This is a genomic window from Stakelama portus (assembly GCF_003171655.1).
GTDB lineage: Bacteria > Pseudomonadota > Alphaproteobacteria > Sphingomonadales > Sphingomonadaceae > Sphingomonas > Sphingomonas portus.
The window spans coordinates 13,278-27,602 of the sequence record NZ_QFZL01000002.1; the positions used below are offsets into that span (position 1 = coordinate 13,278).

A 14,325-nucleotide genomic window follows, 5' to 3' on the forward strand; every position below is an offset into this window, starting at 1 on the left:
CTTCTGAAACTATGCGTATGATCCGTCCATGATTGACATACGAACCTGTTCGCGTTTCGCTGTGCTGACCGCATCTTGCATTGGTCTGATCTCAGCAGCACCGCCGAACGAAGTGCCCGGGAGGGGCGTTCTCTGCCTTGGAACGTTCATCTATTTCGTAGAGAAGGTGGGGAGCCAATGCCATGCGGGGCAAGACCCTGAGTTTCAGGCGAGGATCGCAAGCTACTCGCAGAGGTTCGATGACTACATAGTCCGCAACACAGGCGGAGACCCGGCTGTGCTTGAGAAGTTCAAGGAAAGTCAGAACCTCAACAGTGAGGACCACCGTTATATCTGCGAAGGCGATGTTGCCGAAAGCTACGATATCTTCAAGTCAGCAGACGCTAGTGAACTTGATAGTGCTGTCGATGAGCTTCTAGCTAATGATGGCCCGCCCAGCTTTGGTGATTGCGTCTAACATCAGTCCATGTTCGCAATTGGGCCGTGTCCGGAGAAGCAGCTTTTCCGTGGCACACCCCGCAGGCGGCCTGTTCTGAATTTGTCCACGCGACCCAAACTACCCTGACGTCACCCGCCCAGGCGTTGCAGGCTCGCCTTTCGCGCCGCATCGTAATCCCGCTTCATGCGATCGACGATGCTCGCGACAGGCTCCGCCCGGTCGATGTCGCCGACGCCCTGCCCCGCGCTCCAGATATCGCGCCATGCCCGTAGCGCCTTGGTGCCCTTCTCCGCGTGGAACGGCCCGTCATGTTTCGCCTCGGGCTTGAAGCCGCTGCGCGCGATGCTTTGACGCAGCATATTGGCGGGCATGCCGGTGAGCGCGGCGGTCAGCTCGATATCGTCGGCGCAGCTGTCGATCAGCATCTGGCGATAATCTTCCTCCGCCATGCTCTCGGTCGCCGCGATGAACGGCGTGCCGATATAGGCGAAGTCCGCCCCCAGTTCCTCGGCGACATGGATGGTGTGGCCGTTCGAAATCGTTCCAGCGAGCACCAGCGGCCCGGCGAAGAACTTCCGCACTTCGGTGACGAATGCGAAGGGGTTGAGCCAGCCGGTGTGCCCGCCCGAGCCGGCACACAGCAGGATCAGCCCGTCCACGCCGGATTCTGCCGCACGCCGGGCATGCTTGACCGAGGCGACGTCGGAGAAGACCAGCCCGCCATAGTCATGCACCTGATCGACCACGGGCCCGGGATTTCCGACGCTGGCGATCACCAGCGGCACCTTGTGCCGGACCAGCAGAGCAAGATCGTCCGGCAGCCGCTCGTTGGTCGGGTGCACGATCAGATTGGCCGCATAGGGGGCGGCATCCGCTGTCAGCTCCGCGGACAGGGTTGCGAGCCACTCGTCGAGAATCGCAGGCGTCCTCGCGTTGAGCGTGGGAAACGACCCGACGATACCGGCCCGGCAACAGCCGATGACCAGTTCGGGCCCGGACACCAGAAACATCGGCCCCGCCAGCACGGGCAGAGTGAGTTTCGCGCGCAAGGTCGACGCAATAGCGGGGTCACCAATCATGGTTTCCGCATAAGAATGCGTGCGAATGATGGCAAATTTATTTTGAGATATAACAATTAATCTGTTGCACTCAGGCCCATCAAGGGAAATAGCTGTCGCCACCGCCCGATAGAGGCGTCGCCAAGGTAATTTCGGAGAGAGACATGTCTGACCAAAGCGTCCTGGTAGAGACGCGTGACGGCGCGGTGTGGATCACGCTCAACCGCCCGGCTTCGCTCAACGCGATCACGCCCGATATCGTGGCAGGCGTCATGGACGCGCTGGCGCTGGCCGAAGCTCCGGACATCAAGGCGGTCGTGGTAACCGGCACCGGGCGCGCGTTCTGCGCGGGGGCCGACCTCAAATATGTCAAGGAGACCTCGCCGGGCGACGAAGCCGCCACCGCGAAGTTTCTGGGCAGCCTTCTCGACATGATGGACGCGCTCGAAGCGTGCCCGCGCCCGGTGATCGCCGCCATCAATGGCATGGCGCTGGCGGGCGGGCTGGAAGTGGTGCTGTGCTGCGATCTGGTCATTGCCGCACGCTCGGCAAAGCTGGGCGATGCGCACGCCAATTTCGGTCTGCTGCCAGGCGGTGGCGGATCGGTACGCCTGCCGCGCAAGATCGGCCCGACCCGCGCGAAATATCTGATGTTCACCGGCGATTTCGTCCCGGCTGAAGACCTCGTCGCCTGCGGTTTGGTCAACGCGGTTGTCGACGATTCCGAACTGATGTCCACCGCCGAGGGGCTGGTCGCCAGGCTAGGCGCCAAGAGCTCGCTGGTGCTGCGCCGGATGAAGGCGCTGGTCGACGATGGTCTCGAACAGCCCAAGGACGTCGCGCTCCGGTCCGAACTGCTCGTCTCCGAAATCCATGTGCACAGCCATGACCTGAAAGAGGGCCTCGCCGCCTTCGAGGAAAAGCGCGCGCCCTCGTTCATCGGTCGCTGACACGCGCCTCACAGGCCAGAAAATTGACAGTGCCATCAAGGCACGCACCCGCACGCTGAAATTGGGAGCCGGAACAATGGAAGATATCTACGTCGTCGGGATCGGCATGACGCCGTTCGGCCGCCTGCTCGATAAGGACATCAAGACGCTGACCCGCGAAGCGGTGAGCGCAGCGCTGGCCGATGCCGGGATCGAGGCGTCGGCGCTGGAGGCGGCCTATTTCTCCAATGCGACGCAAGGCCATATGGAAGCCCAGCACATGGTGCGCGGCCAGATTGCGCTGCGGTCCATGGGGATCGAGCAGATCCCGATCGTCAATGTCGAAAATGCCTGTGCCAGCGGCAGCTCCGCACTGAACCTCGCGGTCAATGTCCTCAAGGCAGGCGAAGCGGACATTGCGCTCGCCGTGGGTGCGGAGAAGATGTTCTCCAAGGACCGCGCGCTGATGTTCGGGGCCTTCGACAGCGCGTGGGACGTCAGCGACAAGGACGAGATCAGCAAGAACCTGATGGCGCTGGGCGAAGGCATCGTGCCACCGCCGGGCACCATGTCGGACAAGCCCTACAGCGTGTTCATGGACGTCTATGCGGCGTTCTCTCGCCTCCATATGGCGACCTTCGGGACTACGCAGCGCCAGATTGCTGCTGTGGCGGCCAAGAACCATCAGCACTCGGTCGAAAACCCGCTGTCGCAATACCGCGTGCCCTATACCATCGACGAAGTGCTGGCCGCACCGCCGATCACCTATCCGCTGACGCTGCCGATGTGTTCGCCGGTTTCCGATGGCGGTGCAGCCGTCGTGCTGGCGACCGCAGCGGGGATGAAGCGTCACGGCATCGACCCATCGCGCGCGATCCGCGTGCTGGCATCGGTGGTGCAGACCGGCAGCGATCGCGACAAGACGGACTTTACCAACCACTGCACCGCACGCGCCGCCCGGCGCGCTTACGAGAAGGCGGGTGTCGGCCCCGCCGATATCTCGGTGGCCGAGGTGCACGACGCCACCGCGATGGGCGAAATCATCCAGATCGAGAATCTGGGCCTGTGTGCGCTCGGCGAAGGTGGCCCCGCGAGCGAGCGCGGCGAGACCACGCTTGGCGGCCGCGTGCCGGTCAATCCGTCGGGCGGGCTGGAATCGAAGGGGCACCCGGTCGGTGCCACCGGCCTTGCCCAAATCTACGAACTCGCGGCGCAGCTGCGCGGCGAGGCGGGCCCGCGTCAGGTCGAAGGCGCGCGGCTGGCGATCGCGGAGAATGGCGGCGGATTGCAGGGCATTGAGGAAGCGGTCGCCTGCGTCACCATCCTCGGCAAATAGCGGACGGAAGGAACTTTCCATGGAACTTCAGGGCAAAACCGCCGTCGTGACCGGCGCAGCCTCCGGGCTGGGCCTCGCGACCTCGAAGCAGCTCGCCGCCGCCGGTGCGCGGATCGCAGCGTTCGATCGCGACGAGGAGAGGCTGCAGGCGCTCAAGGCAAACCTTGGCGATGCGTGCCTGACGCGGATCGTCGATGTCGTGGACGAGACAAGCGTGAAGGATGGGATCGCCGCCGCCGTTGCCGAATTCGGCGCTATCCATGTTGCAGTGAACTGCGCGGGCGTCGCGGATGCCGCGAAAACCGTGTCGCGGGGCGAAGTCTTCCCGCTCGCAACCTGGAACAAGGTGATCGGGATCAACCTGACCGGCACCTTCAACGTGATCCGTTTTGCCGCGCTGGCGATGAGCACCAACGAGCCTGACGCCGAGACCGGGGAACGCGGCGTCATCATCAACACGGCCTCGGGTGCCGCGACGCAGGGACAGGTCGGCCAGGCCGCCTACGCCGCCAGCAAGGCAGGCGTTGTCGGGCTGACCCTCCCCGTGGCGCGCGATCTGGCGCAGCTGGCCATTCGCGTCGTGTCGATTTCACCGGGCTTGTTCAACACAGCGATGGTGGCGGGCATGCCCGACAATGTGTCGCAGTCGATTATCGACCGGATGATCCTCTATCCCGAACGGATGGGGCAGCCCGCGGAATTCGCCAGGCTGGCGCAGCATATTGTCGAGAATGCCTATCTGAACGCGACGACGCTGGATCTGGATGCCGGCGCCCGGATGACGCCGCGCTGATCGCTGGACTGGAGGCAATGCCAACTTGTAGTTTTTTAATGGTGCTGTAAATTACGCGAAAGCTCAGACCGAAAAAAGAGTCGGCAACGCGATTGGAGAGGCAAAGATGAACTACCTGCGAAATGCGTGGTATGCTGCGGCGTGGCTGGACGAGATCGACGACAAGCCACTCGCCCGGACATTTCTTGAAGAACCGGTGGTTCTCTTTCGCGATACGTCGGGTGGTCTCGTCGCCCTGGCCGATCGCTGCCCGCACCGCTTCGCGCCTCTCTCGCAGGGAAAGATCGTCGGCGATGCGATCCAGTGCCCCTATCACGGGCTGCGGTTCGACGGCCAGGGCAGCTGCGTTTACAACTATCACGGCCCGGTGCCGAAGGCTGCCAAGGTGCCAAGCTATCCCTTGATGGAACGCGATGGGCTGGTGTGGATCTGGATGGGCGATCCTGAGCTGGCCGATGAGGACAAGCTGCCTGATTTCGGAAGCTTCACCACCGACAGCGATTATGCCTTCGCCCATGGATATCTCCCCGTGACGGGCAATTACCAGCTGGTCGTCGATAACCTGCTCGACCTGACCCATGGCCAGTTCCTGCATACCGCGTTCGGCAGCCCCGATTCCACGAAGTTCGACACCAGGTGGGAAGGCACGACCGTGCACGCCAATTATCGCTTCGATGGAGAGGTGATTGCCCCTGCGGTGCAGCCGTTCTGGGAGAGCGAGTCCGCGACCTGCGACCGGTGGGCAGATATGCGCTGGGAAGCGCCAAGCAACCTCTATCTCGAAGTCGGTGTGAAGGAATGCGGGGAGTCGCGCGAGGGCGCGATCCTGTTCCCCGCAACGCATTTCCTGACCCCCGAAAGCGCAACCAGCACCCACTATTTCTGGATGCTTGCCCGCAATCGCCGGGTCGACGACGACGCCATCACACAATTGGTCTGGCAGATCACCGACAATGCCTTCCGCAACGAAGACGAACCGATGATCGCCATGGTGCAGGAGCGGATGGCGGGCCAGGATTTCGACGATCTCAAGCCGATCTTCCTGACCACCGACCGGGCGGCCGGGCGAGCCAGACAGATACTCAAGAAGCTGATCGACGAGGAGCGCTCTAGCGCAGCATCGGAGCCGGAAGCGAAATCGGAAAAGGCTCTCGCGAGCGCGAAATAGCCGACGCCTTGGTGATAGCGCGCTTCCTCGGGGCCATGCTCCGAGGAAGCGCGACTGGGTTTCTCTAACGCGTCCAGCGCGCCAGCATCTCGTCGACCGTGGGTTCGGACTCGACGCGGATCGAGGATGGCGTGCCCGACATGCGCGGTGCGGGTGCAGGTTGCACGACGCCCGCGCGTTTGACGAACGTGCCGCGCGCGACATTGTGCGGGTGGCGCTCTGCCTCTTCCCAGTTCAGCACCGGCGTGACGCACGCGTCGGTCCCGTCGAACAGCTGCGCCCATTCGTCGCGGGTGCGCTGGGCGATCCGTTCGGCGAACAGCGCCGCCATTTCCGGCCAGGTCCTGCGGTCATTCTGCGGCATGTCTTCCGGCAAGCCGAGGCCGCGCAGAAACGCACGGAAGAAGGCAGGCTCCAGCGGGCCGACGGCGATATATTCGCCATCCGCGCATTCGTAACAGCGATAGAAGGGTGCGCCCCCGTCGATCAGATTGTCCCCCCGCCCCTCGCGCCACATGCCGCTGGCGCGCCAGGCGTGGAATACCGAGGTCATCATGCTGACCCCGTCGACCATCGCCGCATCGACGACCTGTCCCTTGCCGGTGGTGCGGGCCCTGACCAGCGCCGCCAGCACGCCGGTCAGCAGGAACATCGACCCGCCGCCATAATCGCCGACCAGATTGAGCGGCACCGGCGGCGGCGATCCGGGCGACCCCATCGCCCACAGCGCGCCGGTGATCGACAGATAGTTGAGGTCATGCCCGGCCTGCTGAGCGAGCGGCCCGTCCTGCCCCCACCCGGTCATGCGCCCATAGACGAGCGCCGGATTGGCCTCGAAACAGGTATCGGGCCCGAGGCCGAGCCGCTCCATCACACCGGGCCGCATTCCTTCAAGCACGATGTCGGCGCGGGCGACCAGTTCAAGCGCCTGATCGCGCTGGGTCTTGAGGTTGAGTTCGATGGTCCGGCGTCCACGGTGGAGCACCGAAGCGCCAACATCGTCCCAGGCATCATCCGCGCGCTTCGGACGCGTGATGCGGAGGACTTCAGCCCCCATGTCGGCGAGGATCGTCGCGGCCAATGGGATCGGCCCGATTGCCTCGAATTCGATCACGCGCACGCCAGCCAGGGCACCGGGTTCGGTCACGTCGTAAATCCCTCCATCATGTCATTGTCGTCGCGCAATATCGGACAGGTCGCACCTGCCCCGCTGGCACCCAGCACCTAAGGGTTGGTCAGCTTGCGCTCGTCGAGGCCAAGTCCGCGGCCGATGATCTCTTTCATGATCTCGCTCGTCCCGGCGAAGATCCGGCTGATGCGCGCGTCGGTGTACAGGCGGCTGATCCGGTACTCCTCCATGTAACCGGCGCCGCCGTGAAGCTGGACGCACTCGTCCATCACCTGGGCTTCGACCTCGCTCGCATGCAGCTTGCATTTCGCAGCATCTTCACCGCTGAGTTCGCCGGCGTTGAGCAGCAGCACGCACTGGTCGATGAATGTCTGCGCGACATCGAGCTTGGTGCGCATTTCGGCCATCTTGAACCGGCTGTTCTGGAAGGTACCGATGGGCCGGCCGAAGGCTTTGCGCTCAGTGACATAGTCGAGCGTAAGGTCGAACGCGACTTGCGCAGTGGCCATGAAGCCGATCGCGGCAACCAGCCGCTCCTGAGCGAGCAGGCGCGTCAGATAGCGGAAACCCTGCCCCGCCTCACCAATCAGGTTCCTCGCTGGGACGACGACATCGTCGAAGAACAGTTCCGCAGTATCCTGCGACTTGAGGCCCATCTTCGCGAGCTTGGCCCCCCGTTCGAAACCCTTCATCCCGCGCTCGACAATGAACAGGCCCATTGCATGGGGTTTGTCGGGGTCGGTCCGCGCCGCGACGATGACGACATCGGCAAGGATGCCGTTCGAAATATAGGTCTTGGCCCCATTCAGCACCCAGTCGTCGCCGCGCTGCACCGCCGTGGTCCGCATCCCGGCAAGATCGCTGCCGGTCGACGGTTCGGTCATCGCCACGGCCAGGATCGTCTCGCCGCTGACGATGCCGGGCATCAGCCGATCCTTCTGCTCGTCATTGCCGAGCTTCGCGATATAGGGCGCGACCAGATCGCTGTGCAGGTGAATGTAGAAGCCGATATCGCCGTGGCGCATATTCTCTTCGACGATGATCTGCTCGAAGCGGAAATCATCGACGCCCGCGCCACCATATTTTTCGTCTGCCCAGGTGCATAGCAGCCCGGCTTGCCCCGCCTTGGTATAGACCTCGCGATCCACGATGCCCGCTTCGCGCCAGCGCTCGGCATGGGGCGCGACCTCTGTCTGCATGAAGGCGCGTACGCTATCGCGAAACTGCTCGTGCTCGGGCTCGAAGATCACACGTTGCATGGCATGATCTCCCCGCTCGTAATGCTGCCTTGAGTTACCGAAACCATCTTATCCAACCTGTTCTACGTAACGCGCACGCAGCGCTTTCTTGTCGAGCTTGCCGACGCTGGTCTTTTCCAGCTCGTCGACGATTTTGATCTTCTCCGGCACGCCGTAGCGCGGAATGGCACCCGCCTCGGCGGCCTCGGTCAGTCTGGCACGTATCGCTTGGACATCGAGGTCGTAACCGTCCTGCGGCACGACCAGCGCCATCGGCCGCTCGCTCCAGCGGACATCGGGCACCGCGATCACCGCGCTTTCGGAAACGCCTTCGACCTGCGAGATCAGGCTTTCCAGCATCAGCGAGGATATCCATTCGCCGCCAGACTTGATCACGTCCTTGACCCGGTCGGTGATCCGCAACGCGCCGTCTGCGCCGAACTTGCCGATGTCGCCCGAATGCAGCCAGCCGCCGCGCCACAGTTCCTCCGACGCCTCTTCATTGCGCCAGTAGCCGCGCGTCAGCCACGGGCCACGGAAAACGACTTCGCCCTCCTCCCCCACCGCCGTGGCGCTGAGATCGGGATTGGCGGTCCGCACATCGCACAACAGGATCGGGCGACCGGGCCGGGTGCGCAGTTGCAACTGCTCCTCAAACGGAGCGGCGACTTCGGTCGCGGTCAGGTGATTGATGGTCTGGACCGCGCAGGCCTCCGACATGCCGTAGCCGCTGAAAATGTCGATGCCGTGTTGGAGCGCGGCGCGGGCCAAGCCTTCGGGCAGTGCCCCGCCCCCGATCAGCATCTTCTTGCCCGAAAGATCGACCTTCCGGACCTTCGCCTCATCGAGCATCATCCGCAGAACCGAGGCAACGCAGTGCGAGAAGGTGACGCCCTCCTCCTCGATCAGCCTGAGCAGCGTGTCGGTCTTGTAGCGCCCCGGATAGACCTGCTTGGTGCCGAGCAGCGTTGCCGCATAGGGAAAACCCCACGCATGGGCGTGGAATAGCGGCGTGATCGGCATGTAGACGTCATCGGCGCCGAACCGGCCCTGCGCGGGTGCGGTGCCGAACGTCGCGAGTATGGACATCGTGTGCAGGAACAGCTGCCGGTGCGAGTAATAGACGCCCTTCGGATTGCCGGTGGTGCCCGACGTATAGAACATCGTGGCGCGCGAGCGTTCGTCGATCTCGGGGTAATCGAACTCGGGCGCGGCGGCATCGGTGATGGCGTAGAATTCCGCCATCTCGACGCCGGGCGGCACTTCGAAATCACCGGCATCGCCGACAACGATGATCCGTTCCAGATTCAGGTCCGGATCGCCAGCCGTCAGCATCGGCAGGAAATCGGGATGCGCGATGACCGTCTTCGCGCCTGCATGATCGATCGTGTAACGGACCTGATCGCGCGACAGGCGAATATTCACGGTCATCAACACGCAGCCCATCGACGGAATGGCGTAGAAGCATTCCAGATAGCGATGCGTATCCCAGTCCAGCACGGCGACGGTCTCGCCCTGCTTCACACCGCACGCCGCCAACGCGCCCGCCAGTTTCGCCACCCGGTCCGCGAACTGCGGATAGGTAAAGCGCAGCCCGCTCGCATCCACGATCTCACCGGCAATGGTCGACCGGTTGGCGGTCGGCATGAGATGGCGGACAATCAACGGATAATCTCCGTTCGGCATCTCACCGATCATCATGACTCTCCCTTTGGTATTTTTCTTATATCTCGAACCACCGGTACTCAGGCGTCCGCAAGCGCGTCTCGCTTCTGCGCGGCGGCCTCGCCCTTGTCCGCAGCCGCGTAGAACTGCGTGCCGTTGCTCGCCATGTCGCGCAGCATTTTGGGCGGAGCGAAGCGTTCGCCATAAAGCTGCGCCAGGCGATCTGCCTCCCGCACGAACGCAGGCGCGCCCACCGTATCGATGTAGCTGACCGTGCCACCGGTCCACAGCGGGAAGCCCCAGCCGTAAACCGAGCCGAGATCACCATCCTCCGGCGTCTCGATCACGCCCTCCTCCAGACAGCGGACGGTTTCGAGCGCCTGCGTATAGAGCAGCCGGGCCTTGAGATCCTCGATGTCCCAGTCGTCGGTCTGCGGGAAATGCTCGGCGAGACCCGGCCACAGCCGCTTCGCGCCATCTTCGGGATACTCGTAGAAACCACCGCCGGCCTTGCGGCCACCACGGCCAAGCTCGTCGCGCATCCGGCGCAGCGTCGCAACGCCAGCAGGGACGAGATAATTGTCACCTTCCTGCGCGATCGCCTGATCGACAATCGCCAGCGGCAGATCGAAGCTCAGCTCGTCAAGCAGTGTGAGCGGCCCGACGGGCATCCCGATGGCCTTGGCGGCATTCTCGATCACGGCGGGCGGCACGCCCTCACCCAGCATCGCAGCGCCTTCGTGGATCATCGTCTGGAAAACCCGGCTGGTGTAGAAGCCGCGGCTGTCGTTGACGATGATCGGCGTCTTGCGGATCTGGGCCACGAAATCGAGCGCCTTGGCCAGCGTTTCGGGCGCCGTCTGGTGCCCCATGATCAGTTCGACCAGACTCATCCGGTCGACCGGCGAAAAGAAGTGGATGCCGATGAACTGATCGGGCCGCTTCGACGCCTTTGCCAGCTCACTGATCGGCAGGGTGGAGGTGTTCGAGCCGAACACGGCATGTTCGGGAATGACGGCTTCGGCCTTGGCGGTGGTTTCCGCCTTGATGGCCATGTCTTCGAACACCGCCTCGACGATCAGGTCACAGCCTTCGAGCAGGGCGAAGTCGTCGGTCGCAGTGATCCGGCCGAGGATGGCGTCGGCATCGCTCTCGGCCATCCTGCCCGACGCGATGAGCTTCTGTGTCACCTTGGCGGAATACTGACGCCCCTTCTCCGCGCTCGGCACATCGCGGTCGAGCAGGACGACATCGATACCGGCCTTCGCCGAAACAAAAGCGATGCCCGCGCCCATCATGCCCGCACCAAGCACACCGAGTTTGCTCACCTTGGATTTCGGCACATCGGCAGGACGCCAGGCGCCCTTCTCCGCCGCCTTGCGGCTGATGAAGCTGGTGCGGATGATGTTGCGCGCGACCGGGTTCCCCAGCAGCTGCGCGAAATACTTGCTTTCGACCGACAGGGCCTTGTCCATCGGCAGCTGGGCGCCCTCGAACACGGTCGAAAGGATCGCCGGGCCTGCAGGCAGGTTATAGCCCTTTTTCGCCAGCTTAGCCGCCGCCATCGAATAGTCCGCAGCATCGCTCGGCACCAGCAGGCCGAGCTTCTGCGGCGGCGGAGCGCGCTTCACGTCCCACGGCTTGACCGGATCGGGGTTGGTCGCGAGCCAGGCCCTGGCGCTGGCTTCTGCTTCGCCGGGGGCAACCACTTCATCGATGATCCCCAGTTTCAGCGCTTCCTCGACACCAACCTGCCTGCCAGACAGCAGCAGGTCCAGCGCGACCTTCACACCCGCGATGCGCAGCAGGCGCTGCGTCCCGCCCGATCCGGGCAGGAGCCCGACATTGACCTCGGGCAGCCCCACCGCCGTACCCGGACGATCCACCGCGATCCGGCGATGGCAGGCCAGCGCCAGCTCGAAGCCGCCGCCAAGGGCCAGACCGTCAAGGATCGCAACCCACGGCTTGCCCGACTGCTCGATCGCGCGGTGCATGGCGGTTGCGCCTTGCGAGAACGCGAAATGATCGTGCATCGTCGCCCGGTCATAGGCTCCGACCAGAAACTTGAGGTCCGCCCCCGCCATGAAGGCGGGCTTGGCCGATGTCAGGATCACGCCGCTGACATCGTCATCGTTGGCGAGGGTCTCGATCGCCGCAGTCATCTCGCGGACGAAATCCTGCGAAACGACGTTCATGGGGGCGTCGGCATTGTCGAGGACGAGCGTGGCCACACCATCGGCGGCCTTGGAAATCTTGATGTGTCGCATGGTCTTAAGCTCCGATGGGGCGATCAAACGCGCTCGATAATGGTGGCAGTGCCCAGGCCATTGGCCGCGCACAGCGAGACGAGGGCGGTGCTGAGGTCACGCCGCTCCAGTTCGTCGAGGACGGTGCCGAGGATCATCGCCCCGGTCGCGCCCATCGGGTGCCCCATGGCGATCGCGCCGCCGTTCACGTTGATCTTGTCGTGTGGAATGTCGAGCGTGCGCATGTAGCGCAGCATCATGCTCGCGAAGGCTTCGTTCAGCTCGAACAGGTCGATATCGTCCTTGGACATGCCTGCGATGGACAGGGCCTTCTCGCTGACCGCCGCCGGGGCGGTGAGCATGATCGTCGGCTCGGACCCGATGCTGGCATAGCTGCGGATCTTCGCGCGCGGCTTCAGGCCTGCGTTCTTGCCGAACTCCGCCGAGCCGACGAGGACGATGCCCGAACCATCGACAATGCCCGAACTGTTGCCTCCGTGGTGGACGTAGTCGAGCTGTTCGACCTGCGGATAGCGATCCTTCACCACGGCTTCGAAGCCAGCCTTGCCGAAGCCTTCGAAGGCGGGCTTCAGCTTGGCGAGCTGTTCGAGCGTGGTGCCCGGCCTGATCGCCTCGTCATGGTCCAGCAGCACCTCGCCCAGAACATCGCGGACCGGCACGATAGCGCCGTCGAAACGGCCTTCCGCCCAGCTCTCTGCGGCACGCCGCTGGCTTTCGATCGCATAACTGTCGACATCTTCGCGTGTATAGCCATCGAGCGTCGCGATCAGATCGGCGCCAATGCCCTGCGGCGCATAGTGATTGCTGAAGGTAATAGCAGGGTCCGCCGCCCATGGGCCGCTATCGGTGGCCAGTCTCGTCCGGCTCATCGATTCGACACCGCCGCCAATGCCGCCCTGAACCATCCCGGCCATCACCTGGGCCGAAATCAGGTTTACCGCGTCGAGCGCCGAGGCACAGAAGCGATTGATCTGCTGGCCGCCCACGCTCTGCGCATAGCCCGCGTTGAGCACCGCCGCGCGCGCCAGCACACCGCCCTGCTCGCCCACCGGCTGCGCGCTGCCGAGAATGACATCGTCGAGCAGCGCGGTATCGAGGTCGTTGCGGTCGCGCAGCGCTGCCAGAAGCTGGCTCGCCAATTCGACCGAGGTGACTTCATGAAGTGAGCCGTCGTCGCGGCCACGGCCACGCGGCGTGCGGACATGATCGTAGATTAAAGCCTCTGTCATCCTGCATCCTGCTGTTGTTTTATTCGCCGGATGGCTATCGAGAACACGCTCGAAAACGGCCATCCCGACAGGGTATTTATTGACATGCCTATTAAGACGAATATCGTCAACCGCAATCAGTCGATATGGTCAGGGCGGATCCGGTAGCCGCGCGAGCCGCGCCTTCTCGCGGAGCACCTCACGAAGCGCTACGACACCAGCTCGGGTCGAATTATTCAGAATCATAACAATTGGAGAATGCAGAATGGCTGACACGGCCCATGACACGGCGAGCACGGATATCGCCGAGCTCTTCTCGCTCACCGGAAAGGTGGCGCTGGTTACCGGCGGGGCGCGCGGTCTCGGCAAGATGATCGCCGCTGGCCTGTTGCGCGCTGGCGCAAAGGTCTACATCACCTCGCGCAAGGAAGATGACGCCCTCGCCGCCGCAGCAGACCTCAGCGCACTAGGCGCGTGCGAGGCGCTGCCGGGCGATGCCGGAAGCCCTGAAGGAATAACCGCATTGGCCGCGCTCTTCCGCCAGAAGGGCGAAACAGCGCTGCATATCCTCGTCAATAATGCAGGCCGGACCTGGGGCGCTCCGTTCGAGAGCTTTCCGGACAAGGCATGGGCCGGCGTGATGGCAGTCAATGTGCAGGCGCCGTTCCGGCTGATCCAGGAACTGCTTCCCGAACTGGAAGCGGCGGCCAGCGCGGGCGACCCGGCGCGCGTGATCAACATCGGTTCAATTGCCGGCACCGTGGTGAACGATCTGCAAGCGTACAGCTATGGCGCGAGCAAGGCTGCAATCCACTATCTGGGCAGCCAGCTCGCCGCCGAGCTCGTTTCGCGGAACATCACCGTCAACACCGTGGCACCCGGCTATTTCCCGACCGACATGACGGCGCATCTGCAAGACGAGGACTCGGGCCTCAGCAAGAAAATCCCCCTGCGCAGAATGGGGAGCCCCGCCGATATTGCAGGCGCCATCATCTATCTGTCGAGCGCGGCGGGCGCCTATCTGACGGGTATCGTCCTGCCCGTCGACGGAGGCATCGCCGGAACGCGCTGAGCTGAATCGGGCGGCGGCGAAAC

12 protein-coding genes are annotated in these 14,325 nt (G+C 63.6%); 6 read left to right on the plus strand and 6 right to left on the minus strand.

Features of this window, described 5'->3' with window-relative positions; genetic code table 11:
- The first annotated feature begins 28 nt into the window (after positions 1–28).
- Entirely contained in the window at positions 29–457 is a 429-nt protein-coding gene (locus tag DKB74_RS05480) for a hypothetical protein (protein ID WP_145960908.1), read from the plus strand.
- Positions 458–567: 110 nt separating this feature from the next.
- Here the strand turns inward: DKB74_RS05480 and DKB74_RS05485 are convergent, their stop codons facing one another.
- Positions 568–1,518 carry an NAD(P)H-dependent flavin oxidoreductase gene (locus DKB74_RS05485; RefSeq protein ID WP_109807159.1) on the minus strand — a complete coding sequence of 317 codons (951 nt, stop codon included), beginning with the start codon at positions 1,516–1,518 and terminating at the stop codon, positions 568–570.
- 143 nt (positions 1,519–1,661) lie between these two features.
- Between DKB74_RS05485 and DKB74_RS05490 the strand changes: the two genes are divergently transcribed.
- The 4 genes from DKB74_RS05490 to DKB74_RS05505 all read left to right on the plus strand — a co-directional run bounded on the left by DKB74_RS05490 (position 1,662) and on the right by DKB74_RS05505 (position 5,723).
- On the plus strand, positions 1,662–2,447 hold the full coding sequence (locus DKB74_RS05490; RefSeq protein ID WP_109807160.1) for an enoyl-CoA hydratase/isomerase family protein: 786 nt from the start codon (positions 1,662–1,664) through the stop codon (positions 2,445–2,447).
- Positions 2,448–2,523: 76 nt separating this feature from the next.
- Positions 2,524–3,762: a thiolase family protein gene (locus DKB74_RS05495; RefSeq protein WP_109807161.1), complete on the plus strand. Its 1,239-nt coding sequence runs from the start codon at positions 2,524–2,526 to the stop codon at positions 3,760–3,762.
- Positions 3,763–3,781: 19 nt separating this feature from the next.
- Positions 3,782–4,555 (plus strand): SDR family NAD(P)-dependent oxidoreductase, encoded by a 774-nt coding sequence (locus DKB74_RS05500; protein WP_109807162.1) that lies wholly within the window; start codon positions 3,782–3,784, stop codon positions 4,553–4,555.
- Between the two features lie 106 nt (positions 4,556–4,661).
- Positions 4,662–5,723: an aromatic ring-hydroxylating dioxygenase subunit alpha gene (locus DKB74_RS05505; RefSeq protein ID WP_109807163.1), complete on the plus strand. Its 1,062-nt coding sequence runs from the start codon at positions 4,662–4,664 to the stop codon at positions 5,721–5,723.
- A gap of 64 nt (positions 5,724–5,787) precedes the next feature.
- Here the strand turns inward: DKB74_RS05505 and DKB74_RS05510 are convergent, their stop codons facing one another.
- From DKB74_RS05510 to DKB74_RS05530, 5 genes are all read right to left on the minus strand, one after another.
- Entirely contained in the window at positions 5,788–6,870 is a 1,083-nt protein-coding gene (locus DKB74_RS05510) for a CaiB/BaiF CoA transferase family protein (RefSeq protein WP_109807164.1), read from the minus strand.
- Between the two features lie 77 nt (positions 6,871–6,947).
- Positions 6,948–8,111 (minus strand): acyl-CoA dehydrogenase family protein, encoded by a 1,164-nt coding sequence (locus tag DKB74_RS05515; protein WP_109807165.1) that lies wholly within the window; start codon positions 8,109–8,111, stop codon positions 6,948–6,950.
- Between the two features lie 48 nt (positions 8,112–8,159).
- A complete protein-coding gene (locus tag DKB74_RS05520; protein WP_109807166.1) occupies positions 8,160–9,791 on the minus strand; it encodes a long-chain-fatty-acid--CoA ligase in 1,632 nt (543 codons plus the stop codon).
- Between the two features lie 44 nt (positions 9,792–9,835).
- Complete coding sequence (locus DKB74_RS05525) at positions 9,836–12,022, minus strand: 3-hydroxyacyl-CoA dehydrogenase NAD-binding domain-containing protein (protein ID WP_164497921.1); 2,187 nt, start codon at positions 12,020–12,022, stop codon at positions 9,836–9,838.
- 23 nt (positions 12,023–12,045) lie between these two features.
- Positions 12,046–13,251 (minus strand): acetyl-CoA C-acetyltransferase, encoded by a 1,206-nt coding sequence (locus DKB74_RS05530; RefSeq protein WP_109807167.1) that lies wholly within the window; start codon positions 13,249–13,251, stop codon positions 12,046–12,048.
- 244 nt (positions 13,252–13,495) lie between these two features.
- Between DKB74_RS05530 and DKB74_RS05535 the strand changes: the two genes are divergently transcribed.
- On the plus strand, positions 13,496–14,302 hold the full coding sequence (locus tag DKB74_RS05535; protein WP_275658159.1) for an SDR family oxidoreductase: 807 nt from the start codon (positions 13,496–13,498) through the stop codon (positions 14,300–14,302).
- The last annotated feature ends 23 nt before the right edge of the window (positions 14,303–14,325 follow it).